General features: G+C 68.9%; 22 protein-coding genes and 3 pseudogenes. 17 read left to right on the top strand and 8 right to left on the bottom strand.

The window, feature by feature from the left end; all coding sequences use genetic code 11:
- Positions 1–274: 274 nt before the first annotated feature.
- The 3 genes and pseudogenes from ACFUNE_RS11040 to ACFUNE_RS11030 form a co-directional block, all read left to right on the top strand.
- Complete coding sequence (locus ACFUNE_RS11040; protein ID WP_383565036.1) at positions 275–1,369, top strand: fatty acid desaturase family protein; 1,095 nt, start codon at positions 275–277, stop codon at positions 1,367–1,369.
- A gap of 87 nt (positions 1,370–1,456) precedes the next feature.
- The gene (tal, locus tag ACFUNE_RS11035) at positions 1,457–3,127 is read left to right on the top strand and encodes a transaldolase (protein ID WP_383565034.1); all 1,671 of its coding nucleotides are present in this window, start codon (positions 1,457–1,459) and stop codon (positions 3,125–3,127) included.
- A gap of 176 nt (positions 3,128–3,303) precedes the next feature.
- Positions 3,304–3,727, top strand: a pseudogene (locus ACFUNE_RS11030) (methyltransferase); the annotation flags it as partial.
- 125 nt (positions 3,728–3,852) lie between these two features.
- Here ACFUNE_RS11030 and ACFUNE_RS11025 read toward each other — a convergent pair.
- Positions 3,853–4,434, bottom strand: coding sequence for a TetR/AcrR family transcriptional regulator (locus tag ACFUNE_RS11025; protein WP_383565032.1), 582 nt, complete (start codon positions 4,432–4,434; stop codon positions 3,853–3,855).
- Positions 4,435–4,576: 142 nt separating this feature from the next.
- Between ACFUNE_RS11025 and ACFUNE_RS11020 the strand changes: the two genes are divergently transcribed.
- From ACFUNE_RS11020 to ACFUNE_RS10990, 7 genes are all read left to right on the top strand, one after another.
- Positions 4,577–5,395, top strand: a complete 819-nt coding sequence (locus tag ACFUNE_RS11020; RefSeq protein WP_383565030.1) for an SDR family NAD(P)-dependent oxidoreductase — start codon at positions 4,577–4,579, stop codon at positions 5,393–5,395.
- A complete protein-coding gene (locus tag ACFUNE_RS11015) occupies positions 5,392–5,538 on the top strand; it encodes a hypothetical protein (RefSeq protein ID WP_383565730.1) in 147 nt (48 codons plus the stop codon). Before ACFUNE_RS11020 ends, ACFUNE_RS11015 begins: the two co-directional genes overlap by 4 nt.
- 407 nt (positions 5,539–5,945) lie before the next feature.
- On the top strand, positions 5,946–6,077 hold the full coding sequence (locus ACFUNE_RS11010) for a hypothetical protein (protein ID WP_383565028.1): 132 nt from the start codon (positions 5,946–5,948) through the stop codon (positions 6,075–6,077).
- Between the two features lie 212 nt (positions 6,078–6,289).
- Entirely contained in the window at positions 6,290–6,496 is a 207-nt protein-coding gene (locus tag ACFUNE_RS11005) for a hypothetical protein (RefSeq protein ID WP_383565026.1), read from the top strand.
- 481 nt (positions 6,497–6,977) lie between these two features.
- Positions 6,978–7,349: a hypothetical protein gene (locus tag ACFUNE_RS11000; RefSeq protein ID WP_383565024.1), complete on the top strand. Its 372-nt coding sequence runs from the start codon at positions 6,978–6,980 to the stop codon at positions 7,347–7,349.
- Positions 7,350–7,408: 59 nt separating this feature from the next.
- Positions 7,409–7,723, top strand: coding sequence for a chaplin family protein (locus ACFUNE_RS10995; protein ID WP_383565022.1), 315 nt, complete (start codon positions 7,409–7,411; stop codon positions 7,721–7,723).
- Positions 7,724–7,904: 181 nt separating this feature from the next.
- Positions 7,905–8,351 carry an ATP-dependent DNA ligase gene (locus ACFUNE_RS10990; protein WP_383565020.1) on the top strand — a complete coding sequence of 149 codons (447 nt, stop codon included), beginning with the start codon at positions 7,905–7,907 and terminating at the stop codon, positions 8,349–8,351.
- Here ACFUNE_RS10990 and ACFUNE_RS10985 read toward each other — a convergent pair.
- Positions 8,324–8,593, bottom strand: coding sequence for a hypothetical protein (locus ACFUNE_RS10985; protein WP_383565018.1), 270 nt, complete (start codon positions 8,591–8,593; stop codon positions 8,324–8,326). The genes ACFUNE_RS10990 and ACFUNE_RS10985 overlap by 28 nt on opposite strands.
- A 40-nt stretch (positions 8,594–8,633) precedes the next feature.
- On the bottom strand, positions 8,634–9,263 hold the full coding sequence (locus tag ACFUNE_RS10980) for a TetR/AcrR family transcriptional regulator (RefSeq protein WP_383565016.1): 630 nt from the start codon (positions 9,261–9,263) through the stop codon (positions 8,634–8,636).
- Positions 9,264–9,387: 124 nt separating this feature from the next.
- Here ACFUNE_RS10980 and ACFUNE_RS10975 point away from each other — a divergent pair, with 124 nt between their 5' ends.
- On the top strand, positions 9,388–10,335 hold the full coding sequence (locus tag ACFUNE_RS10975; protein WP_383565014.1) for an NADP-dependent oxidoreductase: 948 nt from the start codon (positions 9,388–9,390) through the stop codon (positions 10,333–10,335).
- A gap of 117 nt (positions 10,336–10,452) precedes the next feature.
- Complete coding sequence (locus ACFUNE_RS10970) at positions 10,453–11,385, top strand: NmrA family NAD(P)-binding protein (protein WP_383565013.1); 933 nt, start codon at positions 10,453–10,455, stop codon at positions 11,383–11,385.
- Positions 11,386–11,414: 29 nt separating this feature from the next.
- Here the strand turns inward: ACFUNE_RS10970 and ACFUNE_RS10965 are convergent.
- Positions 11,415–11,666 (bottom strand): annotated as a pseudogene (locus ACFUNE_RS10965) (Tn3 family transposase); the annotation flags it as partial.
- 208 nt (positions 11,667–11,874) lie between these two features.
- On the opposite strand from ACFUNE_RS10965, the gene ACFUNE_RS10960 reads away from it, so the two are divergent.
- The 4 genes from ACFUNE_RS10960 (at position 11,875) to ACFUNE_RS10945 (ending at position 15,120) form a co-directional block, all read left to right on the top strand.
- A complete protein-coding gene (locus tag ACFUNE_RS10960; protein ID WP_383565011.1) occupies positions 11,875–12,690 on the top strand; it encodes a hypothetical protein in 816 nt (271 codons plus the stop codon).
- A gap of 430 nt (positions 12,691–13,120) precedes the next feature.
- Positions 13,121–14,524 carry a PP2C family protein-serine/threonine phosphatase gene (locus ACFUNE_RS10955; protein ID WP_383565009.1) on the top strand — a complete coding sequence of 468 codons (1,404 nt, stop codon included), beginning with the start codon at positions 13,121–13,123 and terminating at the stop codon, positions 14,522–14,524.
- Positions 14,521–14,889, top strand: a complete 369-nt coding sequence (locus ACFUNE_RS10950; protein WP_383565008.1) for an STAS domain-containing protein — start codon at positions 14,521–14,523, stop codon at positions 14,887–14,889. The genes ACFUNE_RS10955 and ACFUNE_RS10950 overlap by 4 nt, the downstream gene beginning before the upstream one ends.
- A gap of 84 nt (positions 14,890–14,973) precedes the next feature.
- Complete coding sequence (locus tag ACFUNE_RS10945; protein WP_383565006.1) at positions 14,974–15,120, top strand: hypothetical protein; 147 nt, start codon at positions 14,974–14,976, stop codon at positions 15,118–15,120.
- 226 nt (positions 15,121–15,346) lie between these two features.
- On the opposite strand, the gene ACFUNE_RS10940 is transcribed toward ACFUNE_RS10945, so the two are convergent.
- The 4 genes and pseudogenes from ACFUNE_RS10940 to ACFUNE_RS10925 all read right to left on the bottom strand — a co-directional run bounded on the left by ACFUNE_RS10940 (position 15,347) and on the right by ACFUNE_RS10925 (position 18,514).
- Positions 15,347–15,901, bottom strand: a complete 555-nt coding sequence (locus ACFUNE_RS10940; protein WP_383565005.1) for an EF-hand domain-containing protein — start codon at positions 15,899–15,901, stop codon at positions 15,347–15,349.
- A 343-nt stretch (positions 15,902–16,244) separates the two neighbouring features.
- Positions 16,245–16,952, bottom strand: coding sequence for a B3/4 domain-containing protein (locus ACFUNE_RS10935; RefSeq protein WP_383565003.1), 708 nt, complete (start codon positions 16,950–16,952; stop codon positions 16,245–16,247).
- Positions 16,953–16,998: 46 nt separating this feature from the next.
- A pseudogene (locus ACFUNE_RS10930) lies at positions 16,999–17,648 on the bottom strand (FMN-binding negative transcriptional regulator).
- Between the two features lie 29 nt (positions 17,649–17,677).
- A complete protein-coding gene (locus tag ACFUNE_RS10925; RefSeq protein WP_383565001.1) occupies positions 17,678–18,514 on the bottom strand; it encodes an EamA family transporter in 837 nt (278 codons plus the stop codon).
- Positions 18,515–18,629: 115 nt separating this feature from the next.
- Here ACFUNE_RS10925 and ACFUNE_RS10920 point away from each other — a divergent pair.
- On the top strand, positions 18,630–18,949 hold a 320-nt coding region (locus tag ACFUNE_RS10920; RefSeq protein WP_383564999.1), incomplete at its 3' end, for a helix-turn-helix domain-containing protein.

The following is an 18,949-nucleotide window of genomic DNA, read 5'->3' as shown; positions in this document are numbered from 1 at the left end:
ACCCCGGAAGCCGTTCCCGGCCTTCCGCTTTCGCCTGTGGTGGGAGAAGCCCTGACCAGCAGCTGCTGTCCCGGTGCGGGAGCGGGGGACATGCGCGAGTGTTAATCGGGTAGGCAACACTTTGAAGCCCGCTCACGGCTGCACAGCCGACCGCCGAACTTCGGCGGAGACAGTGTTCCGATGAGCTGGCGAGGACGATCCCCCTGACCCCGGGACGCCAGTTTTCACCGCGAACGGCCGCTATGGCAGTTCCGGACCGGCACCGGGAGGGTCAATGTCTCTACCCACCAGCGAGCAGTCCTTCGAGTCTTTGAAGGCGCGTCCAGCACGAGCGGCCAGCGACTATACCGTCTTGTCCCGGCGGGTGAAAGATGCCGGTCTGTTGCGCCGCCATCCGTTGCACAGTGCTCTGCGTCTGACCGGGACGGCACTGTGGACGGCGGTGGGCTGGACACTTTTCGTCTTGGTCGGTGACTCCTGGTGGCAGCTTCTCGTGGCGGTCGTGCTCGCTTTCGCATTCACCCAGTGCGGGTTTCGCGGCCATGAGGCCGGTCATCGGCAGCTGTTCAGCAACAGGCGCGCGTCCGACTGGACCGGCCTGGTCTTCGGGGATCTGCTGATCGGGCTGGGTTTCGGATGGTGGCTCGACAAGCACAATCGGCACCACGCGCACCCCAATCGAGTCGATCGGGACCCGGACGTGGGTACCGGCGCGTTGGTCTTCATCCCGGGTGACGCCGCCGGACGGCAGGGACTCCGCCGCTGGTGGACCCGGCACCAGGCAGGATTCTTCTTTCCCCTGCTGCTGTTGGAGGGGTGGAATCTGCACGTCGCGTCCGCCCGTGCCCTGCGTCACCGTCACCCGGGCGCCCCGGCACCGGCAGCAGTCGAAGCCACACTGTTGATCCTGCACGCCGCCGGATACCTCACCGCCGTGGCCCTGGTGCTCCCGCCAGGCAAGGCGATCGTGTTCATTCTGCTGCAACAGGGCTTGTTCGGGTTGTACATGGGGGCTTCGTTCGCCCCCAATCACAAGGGCATGCCCATGCCCTCGGCCCAGGACAAGCTCGACTTCCTGCGAAGCCAGGTTCTCACCTCACGCAACGTGCGGGGCGGTCCTGTCACCGCGTTCCTGCTGGGCGGACTCAACTACCAGATCGAACATCATCTCTTTCCGAGCATGCCCACCAGCGCTCTGCCCCGGGCAAGGATCCTGGTCCGCGAGCACTGCGAGACGCTCGGCTTGCCATACACCGAGACCGGACTCCTCGATTCCTATCGACAGGCCCTGAAACACCTCCACGCGGTCGGCACCGACACCGCAGTTGTCCCTGCGGCGGCACATGAGAGTCCGATCCCATCCCAGTGAGCCGCCCAGGCCACGTCTTTCGCCGGCGGCCCGCGACAAGATTCAGCAGATTCGTCGACCGGATCCCATGCATTCTGGAGGCCCCACATGCCTGATTCCACCACCCCTTCCTCTTCCCCTGCGCCCGGCCCGCTCGCTGCGCTGTCTGCGGCCGGGGTGTCGATCTGGCTCGATGATCTCTCCCGTGAGCTGCTGGCCGGAGGTGAGCTGCAGAGGCTCATCGCGAACCAGCACGTCGTGGGGGTGACGACGAACCCGACGATTTTTGCCTCCGCGCTGTCCAAGGGAGACCGGTACACCGAGCAATTGCGCTACCTGGGTGGTGAAGGCGCGAGTGTCGACGACGCTGTGTTCGCCCTGACCACCGATGACGTGCGGGCCGGCTGCCAGGCGTTCGATGCCGTCTACCAGCAGACTGGAGGGATCGACGGCCGGGTCTCCATCGAGGTCGACCCCCGGCTGTCCCGGGACACCGATGCCACGATCGATCAGGCACGCAAGCTGTGGGAGGCGGTCGACCAGCCGAACCTCATGGTCAAGATCCCGGCGACCCGCGAGGGCCTGGCCGCCATCACCGCCGTCGTCGCGCGCGGCATCAGCGTCAATGTCACGCTCATCTTCTCCCTGGACCGCTACCGCGCGGTGATGACCGCCTACCTGGACGGGTTGGAACAGGCCCGGGCCGCCGGCCACGACCTGAACTCCATCCACTCCGTTGCCTCCTTCTTCGTGTCCCGCGTCGACACCGAAGTGGACGCCCGCCTCGATGCGATCGGCACTCCTGAGGCCGAAGCCCTCAAGGGCAAGGCCGCAATCGCCAATGCCCGACTCGCCCACCAGGCGTACGAGCAGCTGACGGCCGGGCCCAGCTGGCAGGCCCTCGCCGAGGCAGGAGCCCACGCCCAGCGCCCTCTGTGGGCATCCACCGGCGTCAAGAACCCCGCGTACCCCGACACGACGTACGTCAGCGAACTCGCCATCGCAGGCACGGTGAACACCATGCCCGGCACCACACTGAAGGCGTTCGCCGATCATGGCACCCTGCGCGGAGGAACCCCGACTGCCGGCGACTACGACGCCGCAGCGGCCTACTTCGCAGAGCTGGAGAGCGTCGGCGTCGACTTCGCGGACGTCACCGATGCCCTTGAGCGCGAAGGACTGGGCAAGTTCATAGACAGCTGGAGCGAACTGGGTGCGTCCGTGGACCACGAAATGCAGGCACCGGCAGCCCACCAGCCGGTGAAGGGGTCCGATGCGGGGGAGGGCACCGATCTTCTGGCGATCTATCTCAACGACCATCTGGCCGGCGCCAGTGCCGGCCTGGAACTCTTCCGGCGAGCCGGGCATGCTCAGAAGGGACGGGAGCGGGACGCCGGCCTGTCCGAACTGGCCGAGCAGGTCGAGCAAGATCGCGCGGCCCTGACCCAGATCATGAGTGACCTGGGTGTGTCCGCCGACCGGTCCAAGGTCGCGCTCGGGTGGCTGGCAGAGAAGGCGGGCCGCCTCAAGACCAATGGTCACCTCTTCTCCCGCTCCCCGCTCAGTGATGTCCTGGAACTGGAGTCCATGATTCTTGGTGTCCAGGGCAAGGCAGCGTGCTGGCGCACCCTTCGCGACGTGGCACGGACAGATGACCGGCTCGATACCGAGCACCTGGACACCTTGCTGGGGCGCGCCGAGCAGCAGACCGCTGCATTGGAACGGCTACGGATCGCTGCGGCCGACCGGGTCTTCTCCGCCAACCAGCCGTCTTCATGAGGGGCCTTTTCGTGCAGGGCCCCGCGTGGCGCGCCGTCTTATCGCAGGCGGTCGGCACCATCGTCACGGAGCTGCCTTCAGGTGGCCCTGCCCTGTCCCCAGTCGGTGCAGGGCGGACGTCGATGCGTGGGCAAGAGGCCGTTTTGAGCGAGGCACCCCCGGCCAGGCCGCGGCGGATGCTGACGGGTACCGGGGATGTACTGCCCCCAGCACGACACACACCTGCTGATGCGGGCCGTCGCCCGCTCGGGCATCAGCCCTGGCGCTCGCGTGCTGGACCTCGGAACCGGTAGCGGAGCCGTGGCAGTGCACGCCGCCCGGATGGGGGCTCAGGTCACCGCTGTCGATGTCTCCCGCCGGGCCGTGCTGTGTGCCCGCGTGAACGCCGCTCTTCAACGCACCGACATCACGGTCCGCCACGGCGACCTGTCCTCCCTTGGACCGGGGCAATTCGACCTGGTGGTCAGCAACCCGCCGTACGTACCTGCTCCAGCCGAACTGCCGCCCCGACGTGGGCGAGCTCGCGCATGGGACGCAGGACGGGACGGACGAGCCGTCATCGACCGGATCTGCGCGACTGCCGGCTCCCTTCTGCGCCGGCCATCGACGCGGTGATGGAGACGTTCGCCCAGCTGCGGCGCAGGGAGTTGAGGCTGCTGCCGCCCGAATGTCGGCGGCGGTCCGATGCGGTGTTCGGGCGATCGCCGCTCGGCTCTCTGGCGAGCTCAGGTGCGTGGGCCCGCGCCATGCAGCAGGGTCTCGATGATGCGGGCGGCGAGAGTGTCGGTGTCGATGTCGGTATCGTCCGGGCTTCCGCGCAGTGACTCCCCGAGGAGTGCGTAGTAGACCCGCCTCATCCAGTGGAGGTCGGCTGCCTCGTCGATGAGCTTGTCCGCCCGGGCCCGTTCCAGCACTGTGATGCAACGTCGGCCGATGTCCTCGTGGAGGGCGGCCGCTTCGCTGCCTGGTTCGGCCGGCAGCTCGAGGGCGAACGCCCAGGCGCCCTTCACCTCGAGCACATTGGCCGTGATCCGGTGCAGAGCCACCAGGGGAGGGGCGGTGTCCGGCCGGCCGTCTTCCACGGCTTGGACGAGCTGCCGGGCGGCCGACGAAGCCAGGGCGTCGATCAATGCCTGCCGATGGGCGAACCGCCGGTGGATCGTTGTCCTGGCCACCCCCGCCGCAGTTGCGATCTGCTCCATCGACGCGCCGGGATCAGAGGAGAGCACGCGTTCGGCTGCCTCCAGGATCGCGCGCACACTGCGCTCCGCATCCGCACGCAACGGCCGTGCCGCTGTCTCACCCATGGCGCCTCCCGCTCATCCGCTTGACCCTCGAAACGATACACCGATGGTCCATATCGAAATAAAATGCATCTCGACTGTTGCAGTTAGGTGGGATGTGAGTACTCTCCTGTCTTAGTTCTTCGTCGAGTGAAGGAGATTTCCCGTGCACAGCGCAGCGCTCATCACCGGTGCCTCATCCGGACTCGGGGCGGAGTTCGCGGCCCAGCTCGCCGCCCGCGGACACGATCTGATCCTGCTGGCGCGTTCCGAGGACAGGCTCACCGCCCTCGCCCAGCGCCTCACCACGGAGCACGACATCCGCGCCCACGTCCTGGTCCAAGACCTCGCCGAGCCCGCGGCGGCCCAGCGGATCGCCGACAGCCTCGCCGCCCGGGGCCTGAGCGTCGACCTGCTGGTCAACAACGCCGGATTCGGCACCTGCGGCCGCTTCGAGGACATCGCCGCGGACCGTGACCACGACCAGCTGATGGTCAACGTCGTCGCGCTCGTCGGCCTCACCCACGCCCTGCTCCCCGCCATGCTCGAGCGCGGCACGGGCGCCGTCCTGAACGTCGCTTCCACCGCGGGCTTCCAACCCTCCCCGTACTTCGCCGTCTACAGCGCGGCCAAGGGCTTCGTGCTGAACTTCGGCCTCGCCCTGCGCCAGGAGTACCGCGGGCGCGGCATTCGCGTACTCACTTTGTGCCCCGGCCCGGTCGACACCCCCTTCTTCGAAGCCATCGGCACCCGCAGAGCGGCCGTCAACGGCTCGATGAGCACGCCGGAGCCGGTTGTACGCGCCGCTCTGCGCGCACTCGACCGCGACCGCGGCTACGTCACCCCCGGGCTCGCCAATGCCCTGTCCGCGCATCTGCTGCCGCGCCGGCCGCGCACCCTGGTCGCCGCCATTGCCGAGCGCGTGACCCGTAAGGTGTTCAGCCCCGCGGGCACAGCCCCGCAGCCGAGGGAGTACGCGGCATGAGTTCCTCCACCTTTCCGGCCGCTGCCGCGATGCTGCTCGTCGGCACCTCGACGGCCGTCTCCGCGACGATTGCCGACTACCCGGTCCTCAGCGGGCAGGCCCTGCGCTACGAACACGCCTGCACCGCTGTTGATCCCCAATGACCAGTCCTATAGCCGACGCACCTGCGAAGCGGACATCAAGGACGGTGGCGGGATGCATCCTCCGGAACCACCCAGCAGGGGGGACCAGCTGTAGGGAGGTCAAGGCGCTTGAGCGCGAGTCACGGATATGCTGGCGCCCTAGGGTTTGCGCTGTTGGTGCGGGGAAGGCGGGGCTGCGCTGGCCTCACCGGGGCTGCGGCGGCCCGATGGGCACCGCAGCGACCAGGTGCCGGGCGGGGCGCGCACCATTCCCCCCAACATCCCCCCAACATCAAGCGCGCACGATGACGCCCGACGCCCGCACAACCCCAGGTCACACCCCGGTTTTCGCGTGGTGAGTGCTCAGACTTTCCCCTCTTCTACCTGGCCTGACTTGCTGTGTGGGGGTGGGGTGGGGGTGGGGTGGGGTGGGTGTGGGCTGGTGGGCGGGCGTGGTCGCGGGGAAGACGGGGCGGCGCTGCGCTGGCCCGTTCCCCCGGCCCGTCGCGGAGCTCCGGACCGGCTACCAGAACGACGACCAGGCGGCGGCGGCGGCGTGACGTGGCTCGTGGGGCTTCGTTTACACGAGGTGATCACCTATCGCGATGCTTCGGTCTATGGCGTTGCGGCGTCACCCGTTCTGCTCCCTCTCGCTCTCGCGGCTCCGGCAAGCGCGACGTCCGTCATCGGTTTCGGCAACACTGCTCACGACAACAGCTGCTCCAACCGGGGCGGTGTACTGGGCTCGGCTGTCACCACTTACGTCGCCGGGGTGGCGAGCGCACTGGCCGCGGCCGTTCCCCTGGACATCCCCACCAATCAGTGCGGTGGTCTCGGCTCCCCACTGGCCGACCAAGCAATCGAGAACACCGAGAACTGCGCGGCGGCGGCCGGAGCCTCGCAGTGCGCCGCGAACAACCCTCAGACCGGCGGCTCCTTCAGCAGCGGCACCGCGAGCGGAGGAGGCTCCTTCGGGTAACCGGGCACCCCGCTCCCCTGGCCCGCCCGACGAGCCCTCTCCCTCGGGTCTTGCGCCGCGTGCCGATCCCGCTGCCCAACGCCTCCGTTGCGTCAGCGGCCCAACTACGCAGCGCGCTGGCCGGTGATGGATCCGTCGGCGCCGCAGGGGGCGCAGCACACCAAGACCGACACCTAACTGGTACAGCCGACACCTCCCCGGAGCGGACACCTGCATAACCACAGGTCAAGCCCCAGTTTTCCCGTGGTGAGTGCTCAGCCTTCCTGGCATGCCTTGCTGTGGGGGTGGTGGTGGCTGGTGGCGTGGTCTCGGGGAAGCGGCGCGGCGCTGCGCTGGCCTGTGAGACGCCGCGTCGCCCATAGGGGCCGTAGGGCACAACAGGCCCGCTGGCACAGGTCGCGCAGTGGACGCCGTCTGTGCCGTCCAGGCACCCCGGCCGTGTGCCCATGACCGGAGGCGACGACTTGATCGTTGCACTGGCATGGAACCTGTATCGCATCGCCGCGCCACCGCGATCGCTCTGGTGGGTGCCACCATCGGGTCCGGGCTGGCCGCGGCCAGCCCGGCCTACGCGGGAGGCAGCGGAGCCATCCTCTCTCCCGCTTTCGCCACCAACTGTGGCAACCACAACGGCGGCCGTCAGCCCACGGGCTCCACCACCGCCGGCACCGGCGCCGTCAACGGCAATCTCCTCGGTGCTCCGCTCGGCAGCGCCCTCAACCAGTGTGGTGGAGCCGACTACCTCAACAGCGTCCTCAAGCAGGCCAGGCCGGACGGTGCCTCCCACCGTTCGATGGCCATCCTGAACTCTTTCATCAGCGACGTCTTCGAGAGGGTTGAGGTGGCGTCCTGACGCCGACGTTGCCAGCGAGCCTTGAACGTGCGCCCGGCCCGGACAAAGGAGAGTCGTCGATGCGAAAGCTCCAGGCCAGCGTGCTGCTGGCATCAATTCCCGTGACGCTGTTGAGTGCCGAGTGCGCTTATGCGACCACCATCATCGGCGCTGGAAACAGCGCCCACGACAACCTCTGTGCCAGCCACAGCGGAGCGGCGGCCAGCGGCGTGACCAAGCGGTCCACCGGCCTCCTGCAAGGCTGGATCGTTGGACTCCCGGGAAGCGGCCCGACCAATCAGTGCGGCAACCTCGGGCTGCCCTACGTCCCGAAAAACCAGATTGCTACTCGGCAGCAGATCTACGGAGACGATCCGGCGGTCGTTCCAAGGTGAGACACGACGAGGCCCCCAGCGGGAAGCGCCGGGGGTCCGTCTTGTCCGTAGGCTCGATGGAACGAGCTCCAAGCCGCAGCGTCACCCGACCCATCGGACAGGGCCTGGCCCGACCACGGACCCGGCGGTCGCGGAGGAGTGGCTGCATGAGTGGACCGACGTTCCCGATGTCGAAGGTGTGGTGGTCAAGAGCCTGACGGGCCGCTATCGGCCAGGCGTGCGTGGCTGGACCAAGGTCCGCCGCAGGAACACCACCGAAGTGCTCGCCGGCGGTCTCACTGGTTCCCTGCACCGCCCGCAGGTCCTGCTGCTGGGCCGTTACGACACCACCGGCCGCCTACACCTGGTTGGGAAGACCACTCCTCTGAATCCCGGCCTGGCTCGCGAGCTCGCCGGCCACCTCGCCGCGGCCGGCCCCGACCACCCGTGGATCGGCGTCTGCTTCACCGCGTCCTGGAACAGCCGTGCCCTCCTGGAGCCGGTCCTCGTCGACCCCGTCCTCGTCGCGGAGGTCAGCGCCGACGTGTCCCAGGACCACGGCGTGTGGCGCCACCCGCTGCGTTACGAGCGGCTCCGCCTGGATGCGGTCGAAGCCGATGTTCAGCAGTTCGGCGAGACGGGCTCCTGAGTCCGTAGCCTTGATGCCCCCGAGCAGTGCTCGGAGCGTGCGCAGGCACGCAGTGCAGGATCCTGGAGCCCAGTGGCCCGGGAGGTTTCCGGAGGTCGGCCTCCGTGCTTGCCCTTGCGAGCGTCCAGGGTGGACTCGCAGATGCTCGCCCGCTCGGTCTCCGCCATCGCGGCGAAGAACGCGAACAGCAGCTTGCCCGGCGCGGTGGGGTCGTAGAGGCTGGGCAGGGGTCCGGCGAGCATCTCCAGGATGAGGCCTGACGGGCACGGCGTGGCCCCGGGGTTATCGGAGCAGGGGCATGAGGACGCCGTCGACGATCTGTGTGATGTCCTCATCATTGATCGGGCGGTCGTGGATGGCTCCCCAGTGGACGAGGAGGGCGATGGCGGCGGAGATCGCGATCGTGTGTCCGTCCTGGGGATGGTCGGGTCGGGAGGGCAGGTCGCCACGCTGCACCGCGTGGTCCAGCACGCCGGCGAGTGCCTGGTGCAGGGACTCGACGTAGCGCACTCGGATGAGGCCGCACAGCTCCGGCTCCTGGCGAGCGGTGTCCAGCAGGGCCGAGACCAGGTCGGCCCGGGAGGTGTCCTGGTTGCCGATGGCGCTGGCCAGGGTGGCGAGGAGTTCGTCGCGCAGGTGACCGTTGCCGAGGATGACCGGCGTGACGTCGTCGGTGAGTCCGGCGTGGCTGAGGGCTTCCGCGGCGAGTTCGGCGCGCGAGGGCCAGCGTCGGTACACGGTCGCCTTGCCCACCCCGGCTCGTGCCGCGGCCTTGTCCATGGTCATGGCTGGGTAGCCGCCTTCGGCGAGCAGCTCCGTCGCCGCGCGCAGGATCCGGGCGTCCCGGGCGGGATCGCGGGGCGGTCCGGAGAGGCCGGAAGGCCGCCGCAGCTGTGCACCGGGTTGTGGCATGGGGCTCTCCTCGCGAACTAGGACCGATTTGTTTCGAGTATAGCCGGGCTGTTAACGTCGCCGAATACCCGGAACATCACCGTCTCGGGTTCGAGTGCGCGGTTAGCGACAGTGAGGTGGCGCAGTGAAGGCCGTAGGTTTCACCGAGTTCGGCGGCCGCGAGGTCATGCGGGTGCTGGAGCTGCCCGAACCGCACGCCGGACCGGAGCAGGTACGGATCAAGGTGGCCGCCGCCGCCGTCCACCCGGCCGACGTCAACATCCGCACCGGGCTCTCCGCCCAGTACAGCCCGGAGATGAACCCGCCCTCGGACGTGTACGTCGTGGGGTGGGAGATCTCCGGGACGATCGACGAGGTCGGGGAAGGAACACGTCCGGAGCTGGCCCTCGGTACCGAGGTGGTAGCGGTGACGGAGCCGAAGCTGGACCTGGGCGGACAGGCCCAGTACGTGGTCGTACCGGCGGAATCGGTGGTCTGCGCACCCGAGGGCGTCGACCTGACGGCGGCCTCGACCCTGCTGATGGCCGCTCTGACCGCACAGATGGGGCTGGACGCGCTGGCCCTGGCCCCGGGAGCGACGGTGGCGGTGACCGGTGCCGCCGGCGGGATCGGCGGCTACGCCGTGCAGCTGGCCAAGGCGGCCGGGCTGACGGTCATCGCCGACGCAGCCGACAAGGACCGTGACCTCGTCACGAACCTGGGCGCCGATCACGTGCTCCCCCGCGGGGACGGGTTCCCCGACGCGGTCCGCCGGCTGCGCCCCGACGGCGCGGACGGAATCATCGACGCCGGGTCGGTGGGCGACGCGGTGGCCGCAGCGGTGCGCGACGGCGGCGGAATCGCAACCGTCAAGGGGTTCACCGGCGCCACCGACCGGGGCGTGAGCTGGTTCCCCGTCTTCGTCTACGACCGCATCCGCGACACAGCCACTCTGGCGCGGCTGCGCGACCAGGCTGAGTCCGGCGCCCTCACGCTCCGCGTCGCGGGAACCTACCCGCTCGAACAGGTCGCCGAGGCGCACCGGCTCATCGAGGAAGGCGGGGTGCGGGGCCGGCCCGTGCTCGTGTTCTGAGTCGAGAACCCAGTACCCCGGCCACGTCGGTCCTGACCGGCTCGGCGATGCCGTGCCGGGGCCGACAGTTCCGTGCCCGGATCCCAGAGAACACGATCAACCGAAAGCAGGCTCGCCATGACATCCAACGACAAGGCCAAGGTGCTGGTCACCGGGGCGACCGGAATGCAGGGCGGCGCTGTCGCCCGCGCGCTCCTGCTCGCGGGGCACCCCGTCACCGCGTTGGTGCGCACCCCCTCCTCGGCTCCCGCCCAGGCCCTGGCCGCACTGGGCGCCGTCCTGGCCACCGGGGACCTGGAGGACGTCGCCTCCCTGCACGCGGCCGGCGCCGGACACGACGCGGTCTTCTCGGTGCAGCTGGCCAGTGTCGACCCGGCCGATCCCGCCGAGGTCCGCCAGGCCGGCAACATCGTTACCGCGGCCCAGCGCGCCGGTATCACCCAGCTCCTGCACTCGTCGGTGTCGGCGACCGGGTGGCGTACCCAGCACCCGGACTTCGAGATCAACGATCCGGTGATGAAGGAGTACTGGAACCAGAAGGAAGAGACCGAGGAAGCGATCCGGCGCTCAGGGCTGCAGCGCTGGACCATGTTCAATCCCGCCTGGTACATGGAGAATTTTCTTTTGCCCCGCCGGGAGTACATGGCCCCCGAGCTGCCTCACGGCAAGCTGGTCACCGCCATGAGCCCGCAGACCGAGCTGGCCCTCATCTGCGCCGACGACTTGGGTGCCGCTGTCGCCACCGCCGTCGCCGAGCCCGACAGGTTCCACGAGGCCGAGGTCGAGCTCGCCGGCGATGCGCTGACCTACCCGCAGATGGCCGACGTCCTCTCCCAGACCACCGGCCGCGAGATCACGACCGACTTCATCTCCCTGGAAGAGAAGACGCGGCGCAGCGGCGCATCTGCAGCGTTCGGCGACCGCTGGAACGACCGTGTCGGCTACCCCGCACGCCCCCACCACGCCGCCGTCTACGGCCTGACCACGACGACCTTCGCACAGTGGGCAGTACGGCAGGACTGGAGCACCCTGACTGCTGAACGCAACTGAACCGACGCAGCCCTCCAGCGGGCAGCCGGTCACCACCTGACTGAACACGCCTCGTCTTCGTCGTCGTCTTCGTCAGACCGTGGCCGGCGCGCCGCTGCGTGGGCCTGGGCAGTGGCGAGCCGGCCGTAGGGGTTCACGTGCGCCCAGAACAGAGGGGACAGGGCCCGCCGGTCGGCCTCGGTGAGCCGCCTCTGCCACTTCTCCTCGCTCAGGATGTCCTGGAGGAGCAGGGCGTTGACGTGCACCAGCGCGGACTGGAGCAGGTGCAGGGCGAGCATGGCCGCGCGGTGCGTGGCTGGCCGAGAGGCGCCGGACGAGCAGCGCTTCCTCCGCTCGGCGCGAGGCTTGGCCCTACGATCGCCGACGCTGGGAGTTCAGGTGGGTATGGCTGAGCCCACCCCTGACTACCCGCCCAGGACCCCGCCACCACCGAAGCGCCCGCTCTCCCCACCACGCCCGGAAACCGGCCTGCAAGGGGCCAGGGCCCGGATGCAGGTCCGCAACCGGCGCAGCGCCAACTGGTCGCTGGAGGCCGCCCCGTGGTCCGGGAAGAAGGCGACCGGACACGTCCTGGACCGGCTCCATGAATGGGGCTACCGGGAAGCCGACCAGGCCGCCGCCGACCTGACCGATCTCCTGGTGCGCACCGCCGTCGCGGACGGCGGCCGTCGCGTCTCTGTCCACCTCGCCTACCAGGACCGCCAGGCACTCATTGTCGCCCTGTCCCACCACCCAAACCCCGCCATCACCGACGATGCAGTCCTCCCGGAGCTCACCGCCCGCGGGGCGGTGGCGTCTGGCACCGACACCGCCGACGACGAACGCAGGCTCTGGGCGATCCTCCCGCTATCGACACGGGAAGCCCTCAGCACCGCTCGGCGATCCAGCAACATCAGGGCACTCGGCCCGACCGCCCGTGGACCGGTGTCCGCACCGCCCTCAAGCACGCCCACGATCCCGCCGGCCCCGACAGGCGCCGGCCTGCCGTCGTCCGGGGGCCGTTCAACGCCGGGCTGCAATCGATGTGCCTGGTGGCAAGCAGGGATGCCGTCACGGCAGCCGAGCGGCTCTGCGACACCATCGAGGAGTTCACCATCCTCTTCCACGGCCGTCAGCCGACAGACCTTGAAGAAACTCCGGCCGATCCACAACGGTTTGCACGAGGCGCACTTGCGGTTCGTCAACGCGGCCCGCCGCTCGCTCGACAGGTCGCAGGAGCACCTTGCCCGGACACTGGGCGGCCCGTCCGCGTGGCACGGGGTCGAATCCTTCTATGCCCGCGGCGATGGACCCGGCGGGGAGTGAATGGCGCCTCTTCCCTCGGGGCGGGCCCGCTCTGCGACAGCATTCCCGACACCATCACCGGTGCCGCCACCGACACCGTGGTCAACGCAGAGACTGAGACGATCGCCGACACCCGCCCGGAACCGGCCTCCGCATAACCGCAGGTCAAACACCGGTGTTCTGTGGCGAGTGCTCCGACTCCCGGTCGTCTACCTGGGCTGTCTCGCAGCCGGCGCCGGGTGCTCAGTGGTGGTCGGCGCCTCAGTCACTGGTGCACAAGGCTCGTCGCGAAATCGGGTGACGCGGGGGCGGTCGGTAGAGTGCCGGGGTGCTGGCTGTCCGGTCGGTGTCTTTTGGGGGGATGAGCGAGACGAGGAACATGCCGGAACAAGCGAGCGTGCCTGCGATAGCACCGAACGAACCTCTGGCCGCGTCGGCAGAGGCGGCGCGAATGGCGGCGGTGCGCCGTTACGACATCCTCGACACCCCACCGGACGGCGCATACGACCGAGTCGCGGCGCTGGCCGCGCGGCTGTTCGAGGTGCCGGTGGCCACGGTGACGATCGTGGACGAGGACCGCATCTGGTTCAAGGCCACCCACGGCCTGGAAGGCGTCACCGAGATCGGCCGCGATCCCGGGCTGTGCGCCTCGGCGGTGCTCACCGATGACACCACCGTCATCCCTGACACGTTGCTGGATCCGGTCGCCTGCTCCAATCCGCTGGTCGCCGGCCCGACGGGGGTACGGTTCTACGCCGCCGCTCCCATCATCACTGCCGACGGGTACCGGCTGGGCACGGTCAACATCCTCGACACCCGCCCCCGCGAGATCAGTGAGGTCGAGGCCTCCGTCCTCGGGGACCTGGCCGCCGTGGTGTGTGACCAACTGGAGTTGAGGCTCTCGGCGTTGCACGTGGTGCGCGTCGAGCAGGAGCGCCGCAAGGTCGAGCAGGAAAAACGCCAGGCGGAGGAAGAGGCCAGGCAGCGTGCCGAGCGGGACAGGGCGGCCATCACAGCGTTCGCCTCGACCCTGCAGCGCACCCTGGTGCCTCCCGCACTGCCCGCGGTACCGGGGCTGGAGCTGGCCTGCCATTACAAGACCGCCTCCCCGCAGGAGGTGGGCGGCGACTTCTACGACGTCTTCCCCGTCGGCGGTGGCCGCTGGGCTTTCTTCCTGGGCGATGTGTGCGGGAAAGGCGCTGAAGCCGCTTCGGTCACCTCACTGACCCGCTACACGCTGCGGGCTGCAGCCCTCGTCGACGCGGATCCCACAGCCGCGCTGAAGGCACTGAACACGGCACTGCTGCTGGACGCGGCGGTCGGCACCCGCTTCTGCACCGCCGTCTTCGGCCTGCTGGACCCCGCCGGGGACGGCGGTTTCACAGTCACGCTGGCCACCGGCGGTCACCCGCCCGCCTACCACCTGCGCCCCACTGAGGGCGGCGGTGTGCGGGTCGAAGCGGCCCGCGCCAAGGGCGGCATGCTGGTCGGCGCGTTCGCCGAAGCCGTCTTCGCCTCACGCACCCTGCACCTGGCACCCGGCGAGGGACTGCTGCTGTACACCGACGGGCTGACCGAGGCCCGAACCGCCGATGGCCACATGCTCGATGACACGGGCCTGATCGACTTCCTGGCCCGGCTGCCGGGACCGATCAGCGCCGGCGTCCTGATCGACGACACCGTCGCACTGCTCGACACACTCCCCGACAGCGAACGCGACGACGTGGCCCTGCTGGCCCTGTCCGTCCCCACCCACGATGCCGCTCCCGCCGGCATCACCACCACCGCTCACAGCGCCGCCGCCCCGACCTCACCCGCCGACGCCGCCGTCGGGCAGGAGAACCGACGCCCATGACCGACGTATTCCACATCGACGTCCCATACACCGACGGCGCCCTGGCGGTGATCGAGCTGTCCGGCGAATTCGACATCACCACCGCACCCGCCGTACGATCCCGCGCCCTGGACCTCATCACCGCCGGACAGCCCGACCTGGTCGCCGACCTTTCCGGCGTCACCTTCTGCGACTCCTCTGGGCTGGGAGCCCTCATCGGCATCTGGCGCTGCGCCAAGGACGTCGGCGGCTCCCTCACCCTGGCGGCCATTCCCGACCGGCTGGGCCGCCTGCTCAACGTCACCGGAATGGACACCTTGCTGCCCGCCTACCCCAGCACCGGGGCTGCGCTCGTGGCACGCGGGGGCAATCGCTCCACCGCTTGAAAACCCCTCAGGCGCACAACCGGTCTCAGCGGATTCGCCTGGCACGCCACAGCGTCGGCCAAGCGCGTGGGGGCATGCCCAAGCGTGCGCGGCGTCTGGGACCGTGCCGTCTACGCCTGGATGAATGACGACGTCGATGAACTCGATGTCATCTGGGACGACATCATTCAGTACCTCGGATCCGAGTACGACGCGTGCTGCGACATCTCCTCGATCGGCTGGGCCGCCTGAGGCAGACACGCAGACGCCCCTTCCCCGGGCATTGCAGCTGCCGGGGGGAGGGGCGTCTCGCATGGTAGTTGGGCTCTGACCTGTCGCAGCGAAGGTTGAGTGGCTGCTGCGTGTGGCTCGGTGTCTGGGCCCGGTTGTGCGCACAGCGGCGGCCGTCCGCTGGAAGGGAGTCCAGGGGACGGCCGCAGGAGGCTGACGAAGCCTGTGGTGCTTCGCAGCGGGTGGGTCAGATGTGGCCGAAGAAGATGCTGCCCGGGGCGTCGGGGTCGTTGGAGAGGAAGTGTTCGCGGACCACGCGGATGAACTCGTGGCGGGAGATCGCCCCGTCTCCGTCGGTGTCGATCCTGGCGAACAGCTCCATCCACTCCGTCGAGTGGTCCTTCCAGACTTCCCGCATCAGGCGGGCGAACTCGTCCTTGCTGATCTCGTTGTCGCCGTCGGTGTCGATGACGTCGAAGATCGCGTGGCCGCCGCCCTCGGTCACGTTGAGGCGGCTGCTGTCGATGACCGCGAGTCGGTTGGCGATGACGAACTGGTCCTTGGTGAGCCGGTCACCGTCGACGCCCGCGTGGCGCAGCAGCTCCAGCCAGTAGATCTGGCAGAAGGTCTGCAGTGCCCTGGCCCGGCGGTCGTCCTTGGAGAGGTTGTACCCCTTGATGTAGCGGTCGCCGAGCTTCTGGTAGTCCGACCAGTCGAGGTAGCCGTTCTTGTCCGCGTCCATCTGGTCAAAGGTGCGCTCAAGCTTGACGGTGATGACGTCCTGCACCGCAGTGGTGGTCATGGGTATCCCTTCGCTGATCATGGCTGTTGACTTGTTCAGCGTCGGGCACCGCGCTCCATCAGGGGTCGAAATATCCAGTTCATCACCCGTTTTAGTGATCATTTATGATGCGGCGTGTGTGCCCGATTCGGCTGCCGAGCCATGCCGAGTGGCGGGCAGCTGGAGACCAATTGCTCAGCCTTCATGGAGAAAGATTCTCCTCGGCCAACTTTCGCTGAGAGAGCTCAGCTTTCGCCGCGAAGATCAAGCCGTCGTGCTCTCTGTTGCTGAGCTTGCTATCTGGCCCGGATGGACAACTCCGATGCTCAGGATTGGCCTGGCAGCCGGAGGGGTATCGGCCGTTTCAGGTGGTTGCCGGAGGGTGGGCCGGGCTGAGGTAGTGAACGGTGCTCTGGGCGGAGTGCTCGGTGAGCAGGTCCTGAAGTTCGCCTGCGGCGGTCTTGAGGAGGTGTCCGTCGCGGGTGGCGTGGAGGGTTTCGAGGACGAAGGCGATGTGGGTGGAGTCTTCGGTGACGCGGGTGCGGTGGGCGTCGCGGTGGTTCCAGTGCCGGGTGAGTACATCGGTGGTGTCGGTGTAGATGATCTCGCCGGGCTTGGGGTGTTCGGTGGTGTCGGGTTCGCCGAGCGGGGTGAATGTCTCGCTGCCGTCGGCGTGGCGGATCTCGATGTCGCCGGTGACCTGGTCGAGGTCGAAGGCGCCGGCGGGCAGGCCGTGGCTAACGGAGACGGTGTTGTAGGAGTCGACGGCAGGGTTGATGCGGGGCAGGGTGCCCTTCTTGGCCAGGCGGCGGCCGAGTGCGTCGACGCTGGGGCGGGTGCGGCGGGGGTTGGTGCCGAAGGAGCGGTAGGCGGTGTGCCATGCCTCGATGCGCGGGTCGCTCTCGTCGGCGGGGGCCCAGGTGCCGGCGGCGACCTGCTGCTCCAGGTTTTGCTGCGCGGCGGTGGTGGCGGGCCAGGGCTCGTGGCCGCGCAGGCCGGTGGCGGTGACGACGGCGATGAGGGTGTGGGGGAAGGCGTCAGCGACGGCGGGGCTCATGCGGAACGTAGTCAACACGGGGTCCATTCAGAGAGATGCGTGCGCGGGCGGAGGGACGTGATCAGGCTTTCCAGGTACCGGTGCGGTCCAGGCGGCGCAGTTGCTGGGTTGCGGTGGGCGCGTCCAGGCCGGTTCCGCGTTCGGCGAGGCGGTGGGCGAATGTCGGCGCGCTGCTCGGCGGGTTTGTTGTCGTCGTACTTGAACTTGGCCCGTACGTCGGTGACGTTCAGGCGCAGTCCGCGGATGCCGGGGAGCATCCGCCCGTAGGGGGCTTGGTCGAGGTCGATGGGGGCGTGGTCGCCGTCGGGCTGGAAGTGGGCCATCTGGCGGCGGAGTAGGTCGGTTTTGTCCTGTGGGTCGTCGATGATCGTGGCCTGGCAGGTGAACTGGATGGCCGCGTAGTAGCTGGTGGGGGACGCCGTCAGTGGGCGGGGTGCCGGGTTTGGCGCGCCAGGTGCCGGGGACGAAGGCGTAGTCGCTGGTGACGGTGAAGGTGACGTGCGGGTCGGCGTCGATCGCCTTACATGCGGGGTTGGGGCGGGCGAGGTGGATCAGCAGGGTGCTGCCCTCTGCCGTGAAGTGGGTGGGGACGACGATGGGCGCCCGGCCGGGCAGGCCGTTGACGCTGAGGATGCCGAAGTCGTGGCCGTCGGCGATCCAGGTCTGCCATTCGGCGTTGTCGAGGGCTGCGTCCCAGGGCTGGATGAACATGGCAGGGGTCCTTCCGGTGGGGTGCGGGGTCAGGTGAGGGCGAGGAGGCTGACAGCAGCGGCGGCGGTGCCCAGGCCGATCAGTTGCCCGCGGTGGATGCGTTCGGCGAGGACGCTGCGGGCGAGCAGGACGGTGCCGGCCGGGTAGAGGGCGGTGATCACGGCGACGACGGCCAGGTCGCCGCTGCGGGCGGCGAGCAGAAACAGCAGGTTCGCCACCGAGTCCAGCACGCCGGCAGCCGCCGACATGGCCCACGCGGGCTTCTCCGAGCCCAGATGCCGATACATCAATCCGGCCGCAGCCAGGGTCACGGCTGAGGACACGGCACGTCCGATGATCAGCGGGCCCACGCCGCTGTCGGCCGGCGCCTGGTGCAGGAAGATCAGCTGCAGCGCGATGGCGGCCCCGGCGCCGAGGGCCAGCAGCAGCGCGGTGCGCGACGGGCGGGTGCTGCCGGGGCCGTGTCCGGCGCTGACCAGCACCACGGCCGCCAGCGCCAGCGGCAGGCCGATCAGCCCGGCCAGGCCGAGGCGCTCGCCTTGCAGGAATCCGACCCCGACCGGCAGCATCGCCGAGATCAGTGCGGTGACCGGTGACAGGACGTTCATCGGGCCGATTGCGAGCGTGCGGTACAGCAGGGCGAACGCGGCGGCCGACGCGACACCGGACGCGGCACCCCAGGCGAGAGTCGCCGGGGCGAAGGAAGCGCCGAGGAAGGGCCACAGGAGCAGTTCGACAGTGAGCGAGGCCGGGGCGGCGATCATCACGGTGCGCAGAACGTGGGCCTTGCGGGCGCCGAGACCGCCAAGGAAGTCGGCGCATCCGTAGGCCAGGGAGCTGCCCAGGGCCAGCAGCAGAGCAATCACAGGTACATCCCTTACCATCAATGGAACGACTACACCGTACAACGCACCGACCGGCAAGTGTCAACCAAACGACCGCGTGACGCATTGCACTGACCCATTTCTGGAGGGGTACGAGATGACCGAGACCGAGGCGGCGCTGCGGACGCTCGCGCACAACGTCCGCGCAGCCCGTACCCGCGCCGGGCTGTCGCTGGACGAACTCTGCCGCCGCGCCAAGGTCAGCAAGGGAGCTCTGGCCGGACTGGAGAAGGCGCAGGGCAACCCGAACTTCGCCACCCTGGTCCGCCTCTCCGACACCCTGGGCCTCTCGGTATCCGCGCTCATGGAAGGCCCGGCCGACGGCCGCGTCCGGGTCGTGACCGCAGATGCCGTCATGCCCCTGTGGAAGGGCGAACGCGGCAGCGAAGCCCGGCTCATGCTGACCACCCCGGGATC

Origin of the sequence: Streptomyces sp. NPDC057287 (genome assembly GCF_042667905.1) — a bacterium.
Classification (GTDB): Bacteria; Actinomycetota; Actinomycetes; order Streptomycetales; family Streptomycetaceae; genus Streptomyces.
Note: the sequence above shows the minus strand (reverse complement) of the source record. Positions and strands in the feature narration are given on the sequence as shown.

Bases quoted from the DNA above. Each gene is read 5' to 3' on its own strand.
- ACFUNE_RS11040 (WP_383565036.1), top strand. From the start codon at position 275: ATGTCTCTACCCACCAGCGAGCAGTCCTTCGAGTCTTTGAAGGCGCGT.
- tal (WP_383565034.1), top strand. From the start codon at position 1,457: ATGCCTGATTCCACCACCCCTTCCTCTTCCCCTGCGCCCGGCCCGCTC.
- ACFUNE_RS11025 (WP_383565032.1), bottom strand. From the start codon at position 4,434: ATGGGTGAGACAGCGGCACGGCCGTTGCGTGCGGATGCGGAGCGCAGT.
- ACFUNE_RS11015 (WP_383565730.1), top strand. From the start codon at position 5,392: ATGAGTTCCTCCACCTTTCCGGCCGCTGCCGCGATGCTGCTCGTCGGC.
- ACFUNE_RS11000 (WP_383565024.1), top strand. From the start codon at position 6,978: ATGGAACCTGTATCGCATCGCCGCGCCACCGCGATCGCTCTGGTGGGT.
- ACFUNE_RS10995 (WP_383565022.1), top strand. From the start codon at position 7,409: ATGCGAAAGCTCCAGGCCAGCGTGCTGCTGGCATCAATTCCCGTGACG.
- ACFUNE_RS10985 (WP_383565018.1), bottom strand. From the start codon at position 8,593: ATGCTCGCCGGACCCCTGCCCAGCCTCTACGACCCCACCGCGCCGGGC.
- ACFUNE_RS10980 (WP_383565016.1), bottom strand. From the start codon at position 9,263: ATGCCACAACCCGGTGCACAGCTGCGGCGGCCTTCCGGCCTCTCCGGA.
- ACFUNE_RS10970 (WP_383565013.1), top strand. From the start codon at position 10,453: ATGACATCCAACGACAAGGCCAAGGTGCTGGTCACCGGGGCGACCGGA.
- ACFUNE_RS10960 (WP_383565011.1), top strand. From the start codon at position 11,875: ATGCAGGTCCGCAACCGGCGCAGCGCCAACTGGTCGCTGGAGGCCGCC.
- ACFUNE_RS10955 (WP_383565009.1), top strand. From the start codon at position 13,121: ATGGCGGCGGTGCGCCGTTACGACATCCTCGACACCCCACCGGACGGC.
- ACFUNE_RS10950 (WP_383565008.1), top strand. From the start codon at position 14,521: ATGACCGACGTATTCCACATCGACGTCCCATACACCGACGGCGCCCTG.
- ACFUNE_RS10940 (WP_383565005.1), bottom strand. From the start codon at position 15,901: ATGACCACCACTGCGGTGCAGGACGTCATCACCGTCAAGCTTGAGCGC.